Here is a 20,253-nt window from a genome sequence, read left to right as displayed (position 1 = left end):
TTGTACGAAGACCGATTTACCCACCCGCACCTCTGAGAGAATGCAGGCTTGCCAATCCATTCGACCGGCAAGCCTCTAGCTGTCCTGCACACAAAAAAACTGACAGGCCCCATGCGGTTCAAATCTCGACTTGCTGGTGATTGCACCGCTAGCCCTCTCCCCCTGCCCCTCTCCCGCCTTGCGGGAGAGGGGAGCAAACCAGCGGCAGAGTTAAACGCGTCGTCGCCAAGCCACGAACGCGCCTGATCCAATCAACAGCAGCCCCAACATCGCCGCCAGCCACGCGTAGTTCGTATGCGCGGGCGCCCTTGCCACACGCACTTCACGTGGTGTCAATTGCTGCCCCGTAACACGCTGTTCGGCTGACACCGCAGGCGCCGCCAGCGCATCAACCGGCGCCGTACGCGCAGCCTCCTTCGCCTTCGACACCACCCGCCCCGGCGCCACCACCGCATCCGCCAGCGCTTTCCCCACGTCCCGCAGATCCACCCCTGCCGCCTTGCCCCTGCGCGCAATATGCGCCATCAGCGCCGGATTGCCGCAGGTATTGGCCGTACACGACAATCCATCGCGCCGCACGCTCTCCGCGTACTGGCGCAACAGCTCGCGACGCTCGGCATCGGTAAATCGATAGCTGCCCTGCCGATCCACTTCGAGCAACCGCGCCAGAATGCCCTGCTGCGCGTGCGGATTGGCCTGCTGGAAGAATGCGCGCATCCCAAGGCCGAGCTTGTCGGCCACATACACATCGTAGGTACGCTGCCAGAACGCGCCCGGCGTTTGCTCGGGCACCGTCGCCTGAAATCCATACAGGTGCTCCACTTCCCGATACATCTCGCGTGCGCCCGCATAGCCAGAGCGCTGCATCGCCGTGATCCACTTCGGGTTCCATTGGCGAGCGTTGAGTTCCGTTGCCAGCCATGTGCGCGCATCGACGGTCTGCGTTTCGCCTGCGCGCCGCAGGTTGTGCAGCCAGAGCGGCGGCGCGCTGCCCGTCACGGCACGCGTGGCGGCGGTGAGGCCGCCAGCATATTGGTACGTGTCATCGTTATCGAGCGCACCGTACAGCGTGCTGGTGCGCGAAAACACCACGGCCTGATTCGATTTCAGGTGGCTGGCCAGCGCGGCAGGCGCCGATTCGCCCCATCCTTCGGCCGAATACGCGAAGTTCATGTAGCGCAGGTACTGGCGCGCCAGCGCGTCAGGCCCCCCCTGCGCGTCGCGGCTCTGCTCCACCATCTGCTGCACACCAATCGAATAGTTGCCCGGCTTCGCCGCAAACACGCGCGCCCGTGCCACCTTGCCAGCCGTTTCCGCATCCACCCCCTGCCGGACCAACTCTGCTGTCACGGCCCTGTCTTGGCGGCTAATTGCATTTTCTCCGGCGCCAGCAGCCAGCCGGGCAGCCTTGTCGAGCAGCGCGATCTTGTCGCCGAAGCCATCGCGGTAGATGCCCGAGGTGGTCAGCAGCACGTTGACGCGCGGGCGGCCCAGCTCGGTATCGGGAATCAGCCGCACGTCCTCCACATCGCCGCGCGCGTTCCATACCGGCTCCACGCCCATCAGGTACATCGCCTCGGCTTCCATGGCGCCCTGGTGCCGCTCTGTTTCGCCATACCAAAGCACCATCGATACCGATTCAGGCCACTGCCCCCCGTGCTCCTGCCGATAGCGCGCCAGCGTCTGGCCGGCCATCGTCTTGCCCAGTGCCCAGGCGGCGCGCGTGGGGATCTTGGCGCCGTCGAAGGCGTGAAGGTTGCGCCCTGTCGGCAGGCTGTCAGGCACGCGCACGGGGTCGCCCAGCGGGCCGGTGGGCAGGTAGCGGCCGGACAGCACGGTAATCAGCGCATCCACTTCGGCCTGAGGCGACGCACGCAAATCGGCCAGCCACTGCCGCCCCATCGCCAACGCACGGCGCGTGGCATCGTCTGGCGCCACGGGATCACGGCCCGCCACGACCGCTTCTGCCCAATCGTGCAGGGTCGAGCGATCGGCACGCACCTGTGCGCCGAGGAGCAAGGCCAGCGCATCGGTCTGGTCGGCGGTGTCCGGCACCTGGCCGAGCGCATGGATGCCAAGCGGCATCGGCTCCGCCTCGACCTTGTGCAGGAAGGCATGCAGCACCGGCTCGATCTGTTCCCACGGCGCACTGGCGTCGAGACCGAGTTGCTGATCGAGCTTCTGCGCACGCATTTGTTCGATGGCCTGCTTGCGGTACTGCGCCGAAAGTTCGGGCGCACTGTCGCGCGTGGCGTCGGCCTGTTCCACGGCTTCATCCAGCGCTGCCAGCACAGGCGGCTGCCCTGCGCTGGCCAGCAGCGGCGAGAGGTGGCTGACCAGCACGGCCGCGCTGCGGCGCTTGGCCTGGATCGCTTCACCGCCACCGTCCTGGATGTAGAGGTAGGCGTTCGGCAGATCGCCAAGAATCACCTCCGACGCATCATCGCCAGACTGCGCCACCTGCTTGCCGGGCAGCCATTCCAGCGTGCCGTGACGGCCCACGTGCATCACGGCATCGGCGCCAAACCCATGGCGATACCAGAGATAGGCGGCGAGATAGGAATGCGGAGGCGGCGTGATGGTGTCGTGCGAGTCGTCCATGGCGCGGGCGAACGTGGACCGCAGCGGCTGCGGCCCGACGAACACATTGCCGAAGAACAGACCCGGCACGACGAATGCCGGTGCACCGCTGGCGTCGCGAGCGAGCATCAGTGGATTGCGTTCGGGCGGCCCCCATGCGCGCAGCACCGACTGCCGGAATGCGGCGGGTAGCGTGTCGAACCAGCGGCGGTATTGCGCCATCGGCACCAGCTTGACGTGCCCGGCCCGGACCATGCGATCGAGCTCGCCAGGGGACCATGTCTCGATGTTGCGTCCGTTGGCATCGAGCAGCGCCGCGAGCGAGGCGGCATCGGGCAAGTCATCGCCTGTGGTGTAGCCCGCCGCACGCAGCCGCTTGAGGATCTGTTCAAGCGTGGGCAGCGTGGCGAGATAGCTCGCGCCGATGTTGCCGCGTCCCGGCGGGTTGTTGTAGTAGAGCACCGCCACGTGCTTGCGCGCGACGGGTGTGTCCTGCAGCGCGATCCAGCGTTTCACTCTCGCCACGATGGCGTCGACGCGCACGGGCACAGCAGCACTGGCACGCACACCCTCGTGCGATTCCTGCGTCGCGAACAGCATCGGCTCGGTGGCGCCGCTGCGTTCGGGAGCAGTCAGCAGCAACGGCAGGCGCTCGCCCGCGATGCCGCGCACATCGGCCTGCCATGCCGATGCACTGTCACGCGTGGCAACGAGATTGATCGTGTGCAGCCCGTGCCGTGTCAGCCAATCCTTGTCCTGCGCACGCGGGATGGTCAGATTCAGCGCCAGCAGCGCACGCAGCGGCGTCTTGCCATCGACAGTCAGCAGCGTATCGAGTGACGAGACCGGCCAGCCGAAGACCGGCACGGCGCCCATGCCCTGCCGCTCCAATGCCTCCACCAATGCATCGATATGCGCGAGATCGCGCTGGCGATAGCTGGTGGCGTAGAACGTGATGCCGACGAGCGGCGCTTCGGCGCGCAAATGCCCTTGCGTGCGACACCACTGCAGATAATCGGCCAGCGAAGCAAACGGCTGCGGGGCACGCGGATGGTAGATGCCAGCGGTCGGGGCGGGACGCACCGGGGGCACCGCAATCGGCGTCGCCCCCACCTCACGCTGACGCGCGGCCACGACATAGGCCATCCATGCGGCAAGATTGTCGACGCCCCCGGCATCCCAGTATTCCTGTGTCGCCGAGTTCGCTGCAGCGTTGATGCGGAGTCCCCATGCCTCTTCCGCATTCTGCGCAGGGGAAGCCAACACCGTCGCGCCACGGGCCTGCGCCTGCCGGACCGCTGGCGCCACCTTTCGCAATGTGGCAGCGGGCACGAACCACGCTTCGATGACATCGGCGCGCGCCAGTGCCGCCGCGTCGGGCGTACCGGTCACGAACGTGAATTCGGCGACATCGTCGCCATGCGTCGAGCGAAACGATGCTTCGGCCGCGGGCAACAGATGCCCTTGCGATGTCATCACCATTACGCGGATGGGTGCCGACTGTACGACCGATGAGCAGACCAGCAGCCACCACGCCAGACAAATCAGGCGCAGCAACGGACGACGGAGGAAAGCGCGGAACGGGAGCACGAGACGGACGAAGTGACAGGAGCCAGGCATGGGGGCGCCCGATTCTACCTGTCGCGGGGAATGGCAATGGATTCGGATGTTATCGTCCGGTCACCCCGGCGCTCCCGAAAATCAAACGCTCGTGTGGCACATCGCGTGGCGAGGGATCGGTATCTGCCCCATGTGGTTTTTTTGCCGATGCTACAAATCACCGTCCGTGCTGGCGCTTTTGCAGCGTTGGCAGCACGTTTCGCCACAATCGGCAAATCCATCCGGGCCCGCAGTGTAAAAAAGACAAGGCCAGGCGCAGCGGATCGCCGGGCCTGGCCAGATGGGCGATCAATCTACCTCAGCTTCGCGTGACCCGCAATCAGCCCTGTGGGGGACCCCACATCGGTCATGGTGACCCATCGTGTACCGTGCGCCGGATCGTCTATATTTGACCGCATGGCGCACAAACCGAATGAATCACCGCCGTAGACAGCCCCGGGAGGTATATGCCATGCGTTCGCTTGCAAACTTGTTCAGTCCGCCGACGCCAGAGAAGATCGCTGAAAAGGAACTGCAAGACATGAGGCTGACGCTTTTCCAGGCAGAACGCCGCCTGCTTGAAGCGCAGATGCAAGTCGATTATTACCGCAACATGATCGCCTTCCTCGAAGAAGTGGGAACCGTGGGCGTGGAAGGCGTAGCCGACCGCCGCACCACCCTGCCCGCCGCGTCCTCCGCGCCTCAGGCGCCGACGCTGCAGGCGCCGCAACCGGCCCGTGCCACTGCGGGCCTCGCCACGATTCCGATCGTGCCTTCCGCAGCGTGATGCGCGCTGCGTGACGCGTGTATGGATGCACGGCCCCCCGCCCGCGCGGGGGGCCTGTGCGATACTGGCCGCCTTTCCGAATCCGAGAACCGGCCATGAGCAACCTGCTACCCGCGATTGAAATCGAAACCGCGCCCAACCCGACGCATGCTGTTATCTGGATGCATGGCCTGGGCGCCGACGGCAACGATTTCGTGCCGGTGGTGCCGGAACTCGGATTACCCACGACGCCGGCCATCCGCTTCGTCTTTCCCAACGCCCCCGCCATTCCCGTGACCTGCAACGGCGGTTACGTGATGCCAGCCTGGTACGACATCCTTTCGCTCGATGACGCGGGGCGGCAGGCTGACGAGGCCGGCATCTGGAAATCGTGCGAAGCCGTCCGCGCGCTCATCGCACGCGAAAATGCGCGTGGCATCCCGTCGGATCGCATCGTACTGGCCGGATTCTCGCAAGGCGGCGCCATTGCCTACACCACGGCGCTTACCCACCCGGAGACGCTGGCCGGCGTGATCGCGCTGTCTACGTATATCCCGTCCACCGCGCTGATTGCCAAGCATGTTGCACCGGCAAACGCCGCCACACCGATCTTCGCCGCCCACGGCACCGAGGACGGTGTCGTGCCGCTCGCACTGGGCACCCGCGCACGCGACCACCTGACAGCGCAGGGCCAGCCCGTGGCCTGGCACACCTACCGCATGGCCCACTCGGTCTGCATGGAAGAAATTGCCGATATCGGCGGCTGGCTCAAGGAACGGCTGCAATGATTCCGGCTTCGCCCCCGCCCCGCATCGATTTCAACACCCGCAAGGCGCTGATGTTCGCGCTGATGGCCGAACGGCTGTCGGCCTACTACGAACACGGCCAATGGATGACCGAAGCCCAGGGCGCCACGCTGGCCGGCAACTGGCTGTCGCGTTCGAAACTGCAACTGGCGCTGGCCGAACGCCGCCTGCTTTCCGATCTCAGCGACCAACTGGCGCGCCAGCTTGCCGAGACGCTCTCGCGCGAAGCCGGCCTCTATGCGTCCCACGAAATGATGGAAGCGCTGGACCCCAACTACCAATCCGCCTTTGCCCACGACATGCTCGACGAATGCGAGCGGATGCTGCGGGAGAATGGGGTGGATCCGGAGAGTTGAGGGGAAGTTGCGCGAAGTAGATGCACGTTCCATCAGGGCCACACTCGTTTTATTCGCTTTTATTCCGATTTCCATAAATTATCCAAATCGGAATAATTCCGGATAAAACGGCTGCTTTTCCTTACAGGAACCAAGCACTTACCCCGCCTCCACCACCCGCTTCACGCTCTTTGGATTGAGACGTTCCGCGTCGAGCCTGCGGAACACCAGCGCCGAGAGCAGCGTGATGATGCCCACGGTCAGGAAGGCCAGCCGATAAGCCGGTGCGGCCACGCCGAACTCGGCAGAGAACACACTCACCAGCCCGCCACCAATCGTTACGCCCAGGCCGATGGCCAGCATCTGCACCATCGAGAACAGGCTGTTGCCGCTGCCCGCATCCTCGCGGGTCAGGCCCTTGAGCGTCACGCTGTTCATCGCGGCAAACTGCATCGAGTTGGCGCCGCCGAACACGGCCAGTTGGAAAATAGACGCAGCCAGCGGCCAGCCGGGCGACATCGCTGCGAACGATGCCATCGACACACCCACGATCACGGTGTTGACCATGAGGAAGGTGTCGTAGCCGAAGCGGTTCACGAGCGGCACGATCCAGCGTTTGGAGATGGCCCCGGCAATGGCCACCGGCAGCAGCATCAGCCCCGAGTGGAACGGCGAGTAGCCCAGTTGCAGCTGGAACAGCAGCGGCAGCAGAAACGGCACCGCGCCCGAGCCGATGCGGCAGATCAGGTTGCCGATCAGGCCCACGCTGAAATTGGGTTCGCGGAATAGCGCGAGCCGGAACAGCGGCGTCGTGTACCGGCGTGCATGGGGGATATAGAGCAGCGCGCTCGCCACGCTCACCACCATCAGCAACACCGTCCACGCATTGAACGTGCCGCGTTCCAGCGCCAGCGAGAACGTGACCATGCATAGCGATAGCAGGCCGCACCCGATCCAGTCGAACGGGGGCGCCGCGCCGGCCTCACCCTGGGGCAGGTAGCGACGTACTGCGAACAGCCCGACCAAACCCACCGGCACATTGATCAGGAAGATCCAGTGCCACGAGGCGCTCTGCACAAGCCAGCCGCCCAGCACCGGCCCGAAGATCGGCCCCACCTGCCCGGCCACGGAGACAAAGGCGAGCGCGGCGATGTATTGCTCGCCCGGGATATTGCGCAGCACAGCCAGCCGGCCGATGGGTAGCAGCATCGATCCGCCGATGCCCTGCAGCACGCGTGCGATCACCAGTTGCGTCAGCGATTGCGCGCCCGCACAGAACACGGAACCGAGCACGAAAATCAGGATGGCACTGAAGTAGACGCGCCGTGTGCCGAATCGATCGGCCAGCCAGCCCGAGGCTGGCGTCAGTAGCGCCATGGTCAGCGTGTACGCCACCACCACCGGCTTCATGTCGAGCGGTTTCTCGCCCAGGCTATGTGCCATCGAGGGCAGCGCGGTGTTCAGGATGGTGGTGTCCAGCGTCTGCATGAAGAAGCCGGCAAAGACGATCCACAGCATGGCCTTCTGGGAGAAGGCGGCGTTGTTGGATGTGGCTGGGGAAGCGGGAGCGTGCGGCATGGGGCAGGTATCTGAACTGCGGGTCCGGGTTATCCCGGATCGATGGAAGCATGGTACGCACCCCGCACCCCATCGGGAACCCCTCTGCGATGATTGACTGTCATCGGGAAATCCGATGACAATGCGCCGATGCTCAATCCCGTTTGGATCCAGACGTTCGCCACGGCGGCCACTGCGCACAGTTTCACCGAGGCCGGGCGCCAGCTCGGACTCTCGCAGTCGTCAGTCAGCGACCATATCCGCCGCCTGGAACAGAGCGTCAATCGCCGGCTGTTTGTGCGCGATACGCACTCGCTCTCGCTGACGCCCGATGGCGAAGCGCTGCTCGTGCACGCCCGCCTCATCCTCGAAAGCCTGGCCCGTGCCGAGCAGCAGTTCAGCGGGCCCCGGCTGCAGGGCCGGGTGCGTCTGGGCTGTTCCGAGGATCTGGCGCAAGGCCCGCTGCCCAACGTGCTGGCGGCCTTCCGCGCCTCCCATCCCGACGTGGAACTGGAAATCACCATCGGCATGACCAGCAAGCTCTATGAATGGATCGAAGCCGGCACGCTGGACCTGATCGTCGGCAAGCGACGCGAGGGAGAGCGGCGCGGCGTGCCGCTGTTCCGTGGCCAACTGGAGTGGCTGGCGCGGCCCGGCACCGTGGTGGATGTGGGGCAACCGTTGCCGATCATCCTCGTCAACGAGCCGAGCGTCACGCGCTCGGTGGTACTCGATACGCTGGCGGCGGCCGGCTGGCGGTGGCGCAACGTCTGCACAAGCAGCAGCCATTCGGGCTGTATCGCGGCTGCACGGGGCGGACTCGGCATCACGGTGCGTGCGCAGAACCTGACCGGCGGCGGACTGGTGCCGCCCGTCAATGTCGATGCCCTGCCCGCCTTGCCCGAAGTGGAATTCATCACACTGGCCGCACGGCGCCTGACACGTCCGGCCGAAACCCTGCTTCAGTTGATCCGCAAGAGCGACCTACGCTCGCTGCGGGTGGAGTGATTATTTAGCTCCCCTCTCCCGCAACGCGGGAGAGGGGCTGGGGGAGAGGGCCAGCGGTGAAAGTTGCCACGCCGTCGGCAAGCAGAGCCACCGACCCTCACCCCTAACCCCTCTCCCACTTCGCGGGAGAGGGGAACTATCAGGCGGCAGGCAGCAGCTGACGCAGCGCCTGCCACGCCGTCAGCAGGTGATAAGGCGTAGTCGACGGCATCTCGCTGCGCACCACAGCACCATCCGGCGCCAGGCACTCGTGCCAGCCCCCCGCATGCAGGAAGCGGACGCGGAACTGGTCGATCCATGCCTCGAGTTCCGCCAGCGGCGCCGGATCTTGGTCAACGGCAGCCTTGATCACCAACGCCCGCGCGAACTCCGTCTGGGCCCAGATCCGCTCGATGTCGTCCTGCACATTGCCCTGCGCATCCAGCGCCGCACAAACCCCGAGCGTGCCGGCAGCCACGCCATGGCGACGCGCAAAATCGTAGGCGCGGTGCAGCGCGGGGGTAAGCGGGCCATCCGCAAACAGCGCCGGAGCGGTCATCACCAGCGAATACCACTCGAACTGATGCCCTGCCTCGATGCGATTCCCATCCGTGCCCTGCAGCAACTCGGCCACGCAACCGGTGGCCGGATCGACAAAGCCTGCGTGAACGGACTGCGCCAGCGTGCGCAGCCGATCGGCGAACCAGTCATCGCGAGTAGCTTCCAGCGCAGCCAGGTAACCCTCCGTCAGATGCATGATCGGGTTTTGCACCACGCCACTGCCGTTCGGCGCGAAATCCTGCGACAACGCCGCGTGATAGAGACCGTTGCCATCGGCAAACCGGGATTCGATCACCGCAACGGTCTGGCGCAAGGTCTCCAACGCAGCCGTGTCCTGGCTGGCGCGGTAGTAATGCGCACACGCGAAAACCACGAAAGCGTGGGTGTAGAGGTCGCGCGTACTGTCGAGTGGCACCCCCGCAGCATCGATGCTGTAGATCCAGCCGCCCTGGCCATCCTTGAAATGACGATTCAACGATGCGAACAAGGTCTGCGCATGGGCCAGATCGCCAGCCGTGGCGAATACATAGAGCTGGCGCGCGCAAGCCATGGCGCGATAGCGCTTGTCGGGCAGCGGCTGGCCCGTGGTGCCGTCGAGCGCCTCATGCGCCAGTTGCCAACCCGGATTCCAGCCCGCGTGCGTCCAGGCCGGAAGGATGGCCGTATCGAAATGCGCCAGCAGCGCGGTAATACGTTCGACGAGTCGGGCAGGCACGGAAGACGGCACGGCGGAAGAAACAGACATGATGGTTTCGGGAGACCGGAAGGCGACCCCGGGTTCGGGGCGAGAAACGATAGCAGGCCCAGCGCATCATGCAAAGGCCGACAACGCCGCACCGCATCAAATCGGGCTGGCATTGCCCTGCGGCTTTGCTATGGTGAAAGTCCACCGGTCCCCCGGTCCGGTGCCTGCGCCCGGGAGAAATACCATGTCCACCCATCCGATGTCCCTGACCGATCATCGCCGCACGCTCGTCATGCATGTGCTGGAAGACCCTCCGGGGCGCTACACGTGGCGCATCGTGGTGGAGGAAAAATGCGGCGGGGCCGATTGCGACAGCACCATCGAATCCCATGCCGACTATGCCTCGCACGCCGAGGCCGAAGCGGCCTGCTGGGCCACGGGCAACAGCATGCTGGACGGCCAGCGTGCCACGACGGGTCTCCACTGATACGCCACAACCACGGTGACAGCAGACGAAAATACGTGACATTGCGTGACATTGGATGCCAATGGGCACCAATGAGCGCTTGAAGCGCTGCACCGCGCCTTGAACCGCGCACCGGAGCGTCTTAGTCTGGAAGCTCCGAGGGAGAGAAGCGATGGACAAGCCGACCGTAAGCCCCAGCCGCTTTGTCGAAATCATGAACGAGCGGCTCACCTGCCACCCCCTTTATCGGGAGGGGATGCGGGTGTACGCCATCCCGGCCCATTCGGAGCGCCCCCGCAGCCTGGTCTGCGTCGGGCCGCGCGGTACCGAAGGGATCTGCGCGACGATCGAGAACATCGTCCGCGGTGAATGCGATGTCTTTCCGGACATCGGCCAGGACTGGCCGCCTCAACGTCAACCCAGGCCGCCCATGCACGAACATCGTGCTCGCTAGCGGCATCCACGCATGACCAACCAGCCGGCGGACCCTGAAAAGGTCCGCCGGATTCGTTTGTGGCGTGCCAGGGACGCCCGGGAGCAGCATTGCCAGCCGCTGGCTACAATGACTGCCGCACCCCCTGCCCGGAGCGCCAATGAAAAGAACCTTCGAAATCGATGGCGTGGTGGACGATCTGTCCCGCGCCGTAGTTGCCAACGAAGCTGCCAACAAAGGTGCCGCCGAGTCGTTCATCGAGCGCGCCACACAGGTGGCACCCACCGTGGCCCGCCAGGCCATCGAGCAGGCAGACCATGCCATGCGCAACTGGACGGACCCCGAGCCGGGTCCGCTCCGGATCGGCTCTCCAGCCCATCTGCGCATGTTCTGCAACATGCTGCTGCAGACCCACAACCCCTACAAGCCCTCGGTCATCGACTGGCCCGTGCTGCCGCCCGACGCGCTGCGTCGCGTCACCTCGCTGCCGATCTGGGACATCGCCGTGCAGACCGAAGGCCGGGCCTCGGTGCGCGTGCACAGCTTTGCCGCACGGCAGCGCGACGCCCTGCTGCGCAGCGCGCTGGAGATGGATGGCGACGAGGAAGCGCGCCACAAGGTGGTGCTGTCGAAACTTGTGGAAGCCTATGGCATCGAGCTGGCCCCGGAACCCGAATACCTGCCGCCGGCGGATGCCGAGTGGGGCTGGCTCGTGACCGGCTACAGCGAGTGCATCGACAGCTTTGCCGCGTTCGGCCTGTTCGCCGCCGCCAAGGATTCAGGCTTCTTTCCCGCCGAACTGGTGGAGACCTTCGAGCCGGTGATCCAGGAGGAAGGCCGCCATATCCTGTTCTTCGCCAACTGGGTGGCGTGGTATCGCGCCAGCCTGCCGTGGTGGCGCCGCCCGGCGTTCGCGCTGAAGGTGGCGCGCGTCTGGCTGTTCCTGATCCGCGAGCGGATCGGCATCGCCAAAGGCATCGACGTGAAGGCCGATGGCGCCGCGCAGGACGCGAACTTTCCGATGAACGCGGCGGAGTCGCTGGGCCAGACGCTGTCAGCCGGCGCCATGATCGACCTGTGCCTGGCCGAGAACGAACGGCGCATGGCGGGGTATGATGCGCGCCTTGTGCGTCCCGCCACGGTACCGAAACTGGCCCGTCTGGCACGGCGCTTCATCAGGTAAGTCAACGATGCTGCTTTTCGGATGTTCCCTGCTGACCCTGCTGGTCTGGTGCGTGCTGGTCTTTGCGCGCGCCGGATTCTGGCGGGTGCGCAAACCCGCCCCCTCCCCGCAACCCGCCGCGTGGCCCCCTGTGATCGGCGTGATCCCTGCCCGCAACGAGGCCGACGTGATCGCCCGCGCCGTGACCGGCGTGCTGAGCCAGCAATATCCCGGCCGCCTGCATCTGGTGGTGGTGGATGACCACAGTACCGATGGCACCGCCGATATCGCTCGCGCTGCGGCACTCTCTATTGGCCGCGCCGATGCGCTGACCGTGATCGGCGCCCGCGACCTGCCTCCGGGGTGGAGCGGCAAGGTCTGGGCCCAGTCGGAAGGCCTGGCAGAAGCGGACCGTCAAATGCCTGACGCGGGCTTTGTCTTCCTGACCGATGCCGATATCTGGCACGGTCCGAACACCATCCGCGAACTCGTGGCGCGCGCCGAACACGAACAACGCGACCTGACCTCGCTCATGGTTCGCCTGCGCTGCGAATCGTGGTGGGAGCGCATGATCGTGCCCGCTTTTGTCTTCTTCTTCGCCAAACTCTATCCGTTTGCGAGCGTGGCCAATCCGCGCAGCAAGGTGGCGGGCGCGGCGGGCGGCTGCATGCTGGCGCGCCGCTCGGCGCTGGCGCGGATCGGCGGGTTCGAAGCCATTCGGGGCGAGTTGATCGACGATTGCAGCCTGGCGGCGCGCATCAAGGCAGGCGGCTCCATCCGGCTGGATCTGGCGGACGACAGTATTTCACTGCGCCCATACGACGATTGGGAAAGCCTGTGGAACATGATCGCCCGCAGCGCCTACACGCAACTCCACTATTCGCCGTGGATGCTGATCGGCGCCACGCTGGGCATGATCCTGACCTATCTGGCCCCGCCCGTGCTGGCGCTGATCGGCGGGGCATCGCTGTGGCCCGCGTGGCTCGCCTGGATCATGATGGCCGTCAGCTATCGGCCGATGCTGCGCGAGTACGGCCAGCCGGCTGGCCTCGCCCCGCTGCTACCGCTGACTGCCCTGTTCTACCTTGGCGCCACGCTGGATTCGGCGCGCCGCTACTACCTGCGTCGCGGCGGCCAGTGGAAGGGACGCTCGCAGGCGCCCGTGCGGTCCTGATTACTTGAGATAGCCGTTGTCGCGGAACCAGTCGAGGGCGTCGCGCAGCCCCTCCTGGTACGGCCGGGGCGCATAGCCCAGCTCGCGCTGGGCCTTGGCCGATGTAAAGAACATCCGGTAACGCGACATCTTGAGGCCGTCCACGGTCACAAAAGGCTCTTTCTTCGTGAAACGCGCCACGGTTTCCGCGACGTGGGCAATCGGATAGAGCGGCCAGCGCGGCAGTTCGATGGTCGGGGCGCGGCGCCCTGCCATACCGGCGATATCGGCCAGCATCTGCCGCAGCAGCACATCCTGGCCACCCAGGATGTAGCGCTCGCCGACCCGGCCTTTGTCCAGCGCCAGGAAATGTCCGTTCGCCACATCGTCCACATGGGCCAGGTTCAGGCCCGTATCGACGAATGCCGGGATCTTGCCCGTGGCCGCCTCGACGATGATCCGGCCCGTAGGCGTCGGGCGCACATCGCGCGGCCCGATCGGCGTGGACGGATTCACGATCACCGCCGGCAGGCCCTCGGCCACCAGACGCTCCACCTCACGCTCGGCCAGCACCTTGCTGCGCTTGTACGCGCCGATGGCCTCGTGGCCAGCCATGGCTGCCGTTTCATCGACCGGCCCGGTGGCACCGGCCACGCGCAGGGTGGCCACGCTGCTGGTGTAGACGATGCGCTCCACGCCGGCGTTGCGCGCGGCTTCCATCGTCGTGACCGTGCCGTCCACGTTGGCGCGGACGATGTCCTCGGGGTCTGGCGCCCAGAGCCGGTAGTCTGCTGCCACGTGGAACAGGTAGCGCACGCCGGCCATGGCCCGCGCCATCGACGCGGCATCGCGCATATCCCCTTCCACCACCTCCACGGGCAGTCCGGCGAGGTTGGCGCGCGGGCTGGTGGGCCGCACCAGCACCCGTACCTGGAATCCGCGTTCCAGCGCCTGGCGCATGACCGACGAACCGAGGAAGCCCGAGGCTCCCGTTACGAGAATGCAATTCTGAATTTCAAATCCCCTGGAGACGTTGCGTGCAGGTTTGGCGACAATCGCGGCTTTCGCGGGCCAGTCCCGTTGCATTTACGCCAGACAAGTCAAATGTTGGCAAGACCCAACGCGCAAACATGAAAATCCGGCCCGGTATATAGTAACCACCATTAACCGGGAAAGTGACGCCGGAAATACCACAAAAAGAATGTTTTCCAATCTTTACAAGCGGGTCGGGGGGCCATCTCCATGCAGGTGATCCTTGCCCAGCCACGGGGCTTCTGTGCCGGAGTTGTCAGGGCGATTGACATTGTCGACCGCGCCCTGCTCAAGCACGGGGCACCGGTTTATGTCCGACATGAGATTGTCCACAACAAGCATGTGGTCGAAGGGTTGCGGCAAAAAGGCGCACGCTTTGTCGAGGAACTCGACGAGGTGCCGGATGACGCCGTTACCATCTTCAGCGCCCATGGCGTGTCGCGCGAGGTGGTGAAAGAAGCACAGCGACGCGAGCTGCATGCCATTGACGCAACTTGCCCTCTTGTGGTCAAAGTGCACAACCAGGGCCGCCAGTATGCGGCGGCGGGCCGTCAGGTGATCCTGATTGGCCATGCCGGGCACCCCGAGGTGGAAGGCACGATGGGCCAGATCCCGGGCAAGGTCCATCTGGTGCAGTGTGAAGCCGACGTGGCCCGGCTGGCGCTGCCGGACGATGTGCCGGCGGCCTATATTACCCAGACCACGTTGTCCGTGGACGACACCCGTAATATCATTGCGGCGCTCGGCCGGCGATTCACCAACCTGGTCGGGCCAAGTACACGCGATATCTGCTATGCCACGCAAAACCGCCAGAGCGCAGTGCGGGAATTGTCGCAGCGAGTGGATGTCATTCTCGTGATCGGAGCGTCGAACAGTTCCAACTCGAACAGGCTCCGCGAGATCGGCACGGAAAGTGGCGTGCCGAGTTACCTGATTGCCGACGGCAGCGAACTCGACCCCGAATGGGTGCGAGGCGCAGACGTCGTAGGCATTACCGCGGGCGCCTCGGCGCCCGAAAGCATGGTGGAAGACGTCATCGCGGCCTTGCGCCGCCTGGGTCCGGTCGATATCTCGACCATGGAAGGGATCGAGGAGCATGCCGAATTCCGCCTGCCGGCTGAACTTGCCGATGCAACGCTGGCCCCAGGGGCCAGGAAGACCACTGATATCAGTGACGCCCGGCTCGCCGCCCAAACGGTGGCTGGCTGAAGCGAACAAGCTGAACCTAACAGGAAGCACCCCCTTGGCCATTCCGTTTCTGCAGGTCGCCCGCGTAGGCGCCTACATCGCACGCAAGCATCTCACCGGGCAAAAGCGCTACCCGCTCGCCCTGATGCTCGAACCCCTTTTCCGCTGCAACCTGGCCTGCTCCGGCTGCGGCAAGATCGATTATCCGGACCCCATCCTGAACCAGCGCCTGTCCGTGGCCGAGTGCCTGGAAGCGGTGGACGAATGCGGCGCACCGGTGGTGTCCATCGCCGGCGGCGAGCCGCTGCTGCACAAGGACATGCCTGAGATCGTGCGCGGCATCATGGCCCGCAAGCGCTTTGTGTACCTGTGCACCAACGCACTGCTGCTGGAGAAGAAGATCGACCAGTACGAGCCCAGCCCGTACTTCGTGTGGTCGATCCACCTCGACGGCGACCGCGAGATGCACGATCACTCGGTCAACCAGGAAGGCGTCTACGACAAGTGCGTGGCCGCCATCAAGATGGCCAAGGAACGTGGCTTCCGCGTGAACATCAACTGCACGCTGTTCAACGATGCCAAGCCCGAACTGGTCGCCAAGTTCTTCGACTCGGTCAAGGCAATGGGCGTCGATGGCATCACGGTGTCGCCGGGTTATGCCTACGAGCGCGCGCCGGACCAGCAGCACTTCCTGAACCGCAACAAGACCAAGCAACTGTTCCGCGACATCCTGTCGCGCGGCCGTGCGGGCAAGAACTGGGCATTCAGCCAGTCGACGATGTTCCTCGACTTCCTGGCCGGCAACCAGACCTACAAGTGCACGCCGTGGGGCAACCCGGCACGCACCGTGTTCGGCTGGCAGCGTCCGTGCTACCTGGTTGGCGAAGGCTACGTGAAGACGTTCAAGGAACTGATGGAAGGCACCGACTGGGACGCCTACGGGGTTGGCAACTACGAGAAGTGCGCCGACTGCATGGTCCACAGCGGCTTTGAAGCCACCGCCGTGGCCGACACGTTCTCGCACCCGCTCAAGGCCCTGGCCGTGACGCTGCGCGGCGTGAAGACCGATGGCCCGATGGCGCCGGACATCTCGCTCGATAACCAGCGCCCGGCGGATTACGTGTTCTCGCGCCACGTGGAAATCAAGCTGGCCGAGATCGGCAACCTGAAGAAGGTGCAGGGCAGCCGGGCCGAGAAGGCACAGGCGGCTCAGGTTCACTGAGCTGAATACTCCCCTCTCCCGCAACGCGGGAGAGGGGTTGGGGGAGTTCTGCTTGCCGATTGTGACAATTTGAACTTCTGGCCCTCTCCCCCGCCCCTCTCCCGCCATGCGGGAGAGGGGAGAACACCCCCCCTACCTCACCGGCTGTTGTGACTGGTCAGATACTTGATCAGCCCATCCACGCCATCGCGTGCGACGATGTCCGCGAACTGCTTGCGGTACACCTCGATCAGCCACGCACCCATCATGTTGATGTCGTAGATCTTCCAGCCGTCACCGCCCTTCTGCAGGCGGTAGTCGATCAGCATCTCGTCCCCGTTGTTCAGCACCCGTGTCGCCACTACGGCGTCGTTGGCGTTATTGCCTGACTTGGCCGGCTTGTACGTGAACTTGGGACTTTGCTCGCGCAATTGCGACAGCGAGATGGCATAGCTGCGCACCAGCAGCGCGGTGAACTGCTCTTGCAACTGTTTCTGTTGTTCGGGCGTGGCCTGTTTCCAGGCATTTCCTACTGCCAGTCGCGTCGTGCGGCCAAAGTCCGTGTAAGGCAGGAAGTCGCGCTGGACGACAGCGGTAATTTTTGCAAGATCGCCCGAGCGGGTCTCCGGATCGGTCTTGATCTTGGTGATCACACCCTCCACCGCGGACTGGACCAGCTTGTCCGGTGCGGCATTGGACTGCGCGTGCGCGGGGGAAACCACGGCGACCATGGCCACGGCGGCGATGGGCGCGATGATTGCGGCGGGGAACATTGCGTAACGGTTCATGAGTCTTCGATGCACTGCGGCCGGGGTGGCCGGTCGGGCCAGTATATAGCGGAACGGCGAGCCGCTCGGCACGTGGGCGGGTTGCCGAACCAGTGCGCTGCACAAGGCGCCAAACATCATAGGGAAGGTATCCAGCCGCTATACTCCGGTTGCCGCCCGCCGCGCCCCAGGCGCCCTGCCGAAGGTGGACGCAATAGATACAGGACTCATGATCAGACCCCTGCTGGTTCGCACCGTCAAATTCGCCACCGTTCACGCCTGGCTCGTGATCGGCATTTCGCTGCTGCTCACCGCCGCCAGCGGCTTCTACGTCGCGCGCAATTTCGCCATCAACACCGACATCAGCAAGCTGCTGGAGTCCGACGCGCCCTGGGCAACGAACGATGCGGCGATCAGCGCCGCATTCCCCCAGCGCGACAAGATGATCCTGGCCGTGGTGCAGGCACCGGCCAAGGAACTGGCCGATGCCGCCGCCAACGAACTGGCCGCTGCGCTGCGCGACGAGCCGAGCCGTTTCAACGCCGTGGGCCAGCCCGGTGCAGGGGCATTCTTCGAGCGCAACGGGCTGCTGTTCGCAGACCCGGCCAGCGTCAGCGAGATGGCCGACAAGCTCACGCAGGCCCGGCCGCTGCTGAACAACCTCGCGCACGATCCCACGCTGCGCGGGCTGTCGGACCTGCTGACCACCACGCTGGCCCTGCCGCTGCAGCTCGGTCAGGTCAAGCTGTCCGACATGGACAAGCTGCTGGGCGAAAGCGCAAAGACCGTGGACGGCGTATTGGCCAACAAGCCCGTGGCGCTGTCGTGGGCGGGACTCGTCGACGACAGCCTCAAGCCGAATGCCGATGGCCGCGCGTTCAGCTTCGTCACGGTCTCCCCCGTGCTGGACTACAGCGATCTCAAGGCAGGTGCCGGCGCCAGCGATGCCATCCGCGCCGCCGCCGCAAAGCTCAAACTGGCCGAGCGCTACAACGCCCAGGTGCGCCTGACAGGCCCGCAGCCGCTGGCCGATGACGAATTTGCCTCGGTCAGCGAGGGGGCCGCGCTCAACGGCATCCTGACGCTGCTGGTGGTGGTCGGCATTCTGTGGATGGCCCTGCGTTCGGCGCGGCTGATCACGGCGGTGCTGGTGAGCCTGATCGCCGGCCTGATCATCACGGCAGCGCTGGGCCTGCTGATGGTAGGCGCGCTGAACATGATCTCGGTGGCGTTCGCGGTGCTGTTCGTGGGCCTCGGCGTCGACTTCGGCATCCAGTTCGGCGTGCGCTACCGCGCCGAGCGTTGCGAGCATGGCGACCTCAACGAGTCGCTGACGCTGGCCGCGCGCGATGTGGCCGGTCCGCTGACGCTGGCCGCCGCTGCCACGGCCGCCGCGTTCTTCTGCTTCCTGCCCACCGACTATCGCGGCGTGGCCGAACTCGGCAAGATCGCTGGGGTGGGCATGTTCATCGCCTTCGCCACTACGTTCACCACGCTGCCCGCCCTGATTCGCGTGCTGGCCCCGCCGGGCGAGAAGGAAATGCCGGGCTTCGGCTGGCTGGCACCCGCCGATGCGTTCTTCGAGCGCCATCGCAAGGGCACGCTGGTGGGTGTGCTGGCCGTGCTCGTGGCGGGTGCCCCGCTGCTGCCGCACCTGCGTTTCGATTTCGATCCGCTGCACCTCAAGGACCCGCATTCGGAATCGATGGCGACGCTGCTGGCGCTCAAGGATGCTCCGCAGGCCGGCACCGACGATGTCAAGGTCCTGGCCCCTACGCTCAAGGATGCCGAGCAGATCGCGGCGAAGCTCTCCAAGCTGCCCGAGGTCGAGCGCGTGGTCACGCTGAAGACCTTCATTCCCGACGATCAGGCGCCCAAGCTCGCCACGATCGCCGCGCTGAACAAGACGCTGATGCCAGTGCTCACGCAATCGACGGCAACGCCCGCCTCCGATGCGCTGCGCGTGGCCTCGCTGCGCAACGCGTCGCGCCAGTTGTCGCTGGCCGCGCTCGATCATCCGGGGCCCGGTGCGGCATCGGCGGAACATCTGTCGCGCGCGCTCAAGCAACTGGCCGATGCCACCCCGGCCGTGCGGGACCGTGCCGAGCAAGCCATCGCTTTGCCGCTGCGACTGGCACTGGCCTCGCTGCAGCGCACGCTCCAGCCCGAGCCGGTGACCCGCCAGACGCTGCCGCCCGAACTGGCGCGCGACTGGCTGGCGCCGAACGGTCAGGCGCTCGTCAACATCAGCCCGAAGCTGCCGCCCCCGGGCGCGAAGAACGACGCCGCGCGCGAGGCTGCGCTCGACCAGTTCATCGCCACCATGGCCCGTGTGCAACCCGATGCCACGGGCGGCCCGATTGCGATCAAGGGCTCGGCCGATACGATCATGACCGCGTTCATCCACGCGGGGATCTGGGCCGTGATTTCGATCACCGTGCTGCTGTGGATCACGCTGCGCCGCGTGGGCGATGTGGTGCGCACGCTGATCCCGCTGCTGGTGTCGGGACTGGTCACGCTGGAACTGTGCGTGATCTTCGGCATCTCGCTGAACTTCGCCAACATCATCGCGCTGCCGCTGCTGCTGGGCATCGGCGTGGCATTCAAGATCTACTACGTGATTGCGTGGCGGCACGGCAAGACCAAGCTGCTGCAGTCGAGCCTGACCCATGCGGTGCTCTACAGCGCGGCCACCACGGCCACGGCGTTCGGCAGCCTCTGGTTGTCGCACCATCCCGGCACGGCCAGCATGGGCAAGCTGCTGGCACTGGCGCTGGTCTGCACGCTGGCAGGCGCCGTGTTCTTCCAGCCCATCCTGATGGGACGCCCCCGGCGCGAGCAGCCGGGCCGGCCGGAGCCGCTCGGTCCGTCTCTTCCCCCACTCACGGTGGCTACGACCATGGCACAATCTGCCGATAATTCAGGAGCCGATTCAGGAAAATCGTCGCGCTAGCACGCGACCTCGGCAATCAGGA

At 65.3% G+C, this 20,253-nt stretch carries 16 protein-coding genes; 11 read left to right on the top strand and 5 right to left on the bottom strand.

Annotated features, from left to right (window positions below; translation table 11 throughout):
• Positions 1-210: 210 nt before the first annotated feature.
• Positions 211-4,200 carry a cobaltochelatase subunit CobN gene (locus ABDB81_RS18530; protein WP_346812776.1) on the bottom strand — a complete coding sequence of 1,330 codons (3,990 nt, stop codon included), beginning with the start codon at positions 4,198-4,200 and terminating at the stop codon, positions 211-213.
• A gap of 451 nt (positions 4,201-4,651) precedes the next feature.
• Here ABDB81_RS18530 and ABDB81_RS18525 point away from each other — a divergent pair, with 451 nt between their 5' ends.
• The 3 genes from ABDB81_RS18525 (at position 4,652) to ABDB81_RS18515 (ending at position 6,107) form a co-directional block, all read left to right on the top strand.
• Positions 4,652-4,966 carry a hypothetical protein gene (locus ABDB81_RS18525; protein ID WP_137925434.1) on the top strand — a complete coding sequence of 105 codons (315 nt, stop codon included), beginning with the start codon at positions 4,652-4,654 and terminating at the stop codon, positions 4,964-4,966.
• Between the two features lie 95 nt (positions 4,967-5,061).
• Complete coding sequence (locus tag ABDB81_RS18520; protein ID WP_137925435.1) at positions 5,062-5,733, top strand: alpha/beta hydrolase; 672 nt, start codon at positions 5,062-5,064, stop codon at positions 5,731-5,733.
• A complete protein-coding gene (locus ABDB81_RS18515) occupies positions 5,730-6,107 on the top strand; it encodes a hypothetical protein (RefSeq protein ID WP_160474009.1) in 378 nt (125 codons plus the stop codon). The genes ABDB81_RS18520 and ABDB81_RS18515 overlap by 4 nt, the downstream gene beginning before the upstream one ends.
• A gap of 138 nt (positions 6,108-6,245) precedes the next feature.
• Here ABDB81_RS18515 and mdtD read toward each other — a convergent pair whose 3' ends face one another.
• Positions 6,246-7,664: a multidrug transporter subunit MdtD gene (mdtD, locus tag ABDB81_RS18510; RefSeq protein ID WP_137925437.1), complete on the bottom strand. Its 1,419-nt coding sequence runs from the start codon at positions 7,662-7,664 to the stop codon at positions 6,246-6,248.
• A gap of 129 nt (positions 7,665-7,793) precedes the next feature.
• On the opposite strand from mdtD, the gene ABDB81_RS18505 reads away from it, so the two are divergent.
• Positions 7,794-8,651 (top strand): LysR family transcriptional regulator, encoded by an 858-nt coding sequence (locus ABDB81_RS18505; RefSeq protein WP_346812767.1) that lies wholly within the window; start codon positions 7,794-7,796, stop codon positions 8,649-8,651.
• 139 nt (positions 8,652-8,790) lie between these two features.
• On the opposite strand, the gene ABDB81_RS18500 is transcribed toward ABDB81_RS18505, so the two are convergent.
• Positions 8,791-9,936, bottom strand: a complete 1,146-nt coding sequence (locus ABDB81_RS18500) for an AGE family epimerase/isomerase (RefSeq protein WP_346812765.1) — start codon at positions 9,934-9,936, stop codon at positions 8,791-8,793.
• Between the two features lie 184 nt (positions 9,937-10,120).
• Here ABDB81_RS18500 and ABDB81_RS18495 point away from each other — a divergent pair, with 184 nt between their 5' ends.
• The 4 genes from ABDB81_RS18495 to ABDB81_RS18480 all read left to right on the top strand — a co-directional run bounded on the left by ABDB81_RS18495 (position 10,121) and on the right by ABDB81_RS18480 (position 13,111).
• Entirely contained in the window at positions 10,121-10,363 is a 243-nt protein-coding gene (locus ABDB81_RS18495) for a hypothetical protein (RefSeq protein WP_137928628.1), read from the top strand.
• A gap of 151 nt (positions 10,364-10,514) precedes the next feature.
• Positions 10,515-10,796: a hypothetical protein gene (locus ABDB81_RS18490; protein ID WP_137928629.1), complete on the top strand. Its 282-nt coding sequence runs from the start codon at positions 10,515-10,517 to the stop codon at positions 10,794-10,796.
• 253 nt (positions 10,797-11,049) lie between these two features.
• Positions 11,050-11,958 carry a ferritin-like domain-containing protein gene (locus ABDB81_RS18485; RefSeq protein ID WP_160474705.1) on the top strand — a complete coding sequence of 303 codons (909 nt, stop codon included), beginning with the start codon at positions 11,050-11,052 and terminating at the stop codon, positions 11,956-11,958.
• Positions 11,959-11,965: 7 nt separating this feature from the next.
• Positions 11,966-13,111: a glycosyltransferase gene (locus ABDB81_RS18480; protein ID WP_202126851.1), complete on the top strand. Its 1,146-nt coding sequence runs from the start codon at positions 11,966-11,968 to the stop codon at positions 13,109-13,111.
• Here ABDB81_RS18480 and hpnA read toward each other — a convergent pair whose 3' ends face one another.
• The gene (hpnA, locus tag ABDB81_RS18475; protein WP_346812786.1) at positions 13,112-14,104 is read right to left on the bottom strand and encodes a hopanoid-associated sugar epimerase; all 993 of its coding nucleotides are present in this window, start codon (positions 14,102-14,104) and stop codon (positions 13,112-13,114) included.
• 228 nt (positions 14,105-14,332) lie between these two features.
• Between hpnA and ispH the strand changes: the two genes are divergently transcribed.
• A complete protein-coding gene (gene ispH / locus ABDB81_RS18470) occupies positions 14,333-15,331 on the top strand; it encodes a 4-hydroxy-3-methylbut-2-enyl diphosphate reductase (RefSeq protein ID WP_137928599.1) in 999 nt (332 codons plus the stop codon).
• 34 nt (positions 15,332-15,365) lie between these two features.
• On the top strand, positions 15,366-16,532 hold the full coding sequence (hpnH, locus tag ABDB81_RS18465; RefSeq protein ID WP_137928598.1) for an adenosyl-hopene transferase HpnH: 1,167 nt from the start codon (positions 15,366-15,368) through the stop codon (positions 16,530-16,532).
• A gap of 137 nt (positions 16,533-16,669) precedes the next feature.
• On the opposite strand, the gene ABDB81_RS18460 is transcribed toward hpnH, so the two are convergent.
• Positions 16,670-17,299 (bottom strand): ABC transporter substrate-binding protein, encoded by a 630-nt coding sequence (locus ABDB81_RS18460; protein WP_137927843.1) that lies wholly within the window; start codon positions 17,297-17,299, stop codon positions 16,670-16,672.
• A 208-nt stretch (positions 17,300-17,507) separates the two neighbouring features.
• Here ABDB81_RS18460 and ABDB81_RS18455 point away from each other — a divergent pair, with 208 nt between their 5' ends.
• Positions 17,508-20,231, top strand: coding sequence for an MMPL family transporter (locus ABDB81_RS18455; protein WP_346812753.1), 2,724 nt, complete (start codon positions 17,508-17,510; stop codon positions 20,229-20,231).
• Positions 20,232-20,253: the final 22 nt, after the last annotated feature.

It is taken from the genome of Cupriavidus sp. DL-D2, from assembly GCF_039710735.1.
In the GTDB taxonomy this organism is placed as follows: domain Bacteria; phylum Pseudomonadota; class Gammaproteobacteria; order Burkholderiales; family Burkholderiaceae; genus Cupriavidus.
Note: the sequence above shows the minus strand (reverse complement) of the source record. Positions and strands in the feature narration are given on the sequence as shown.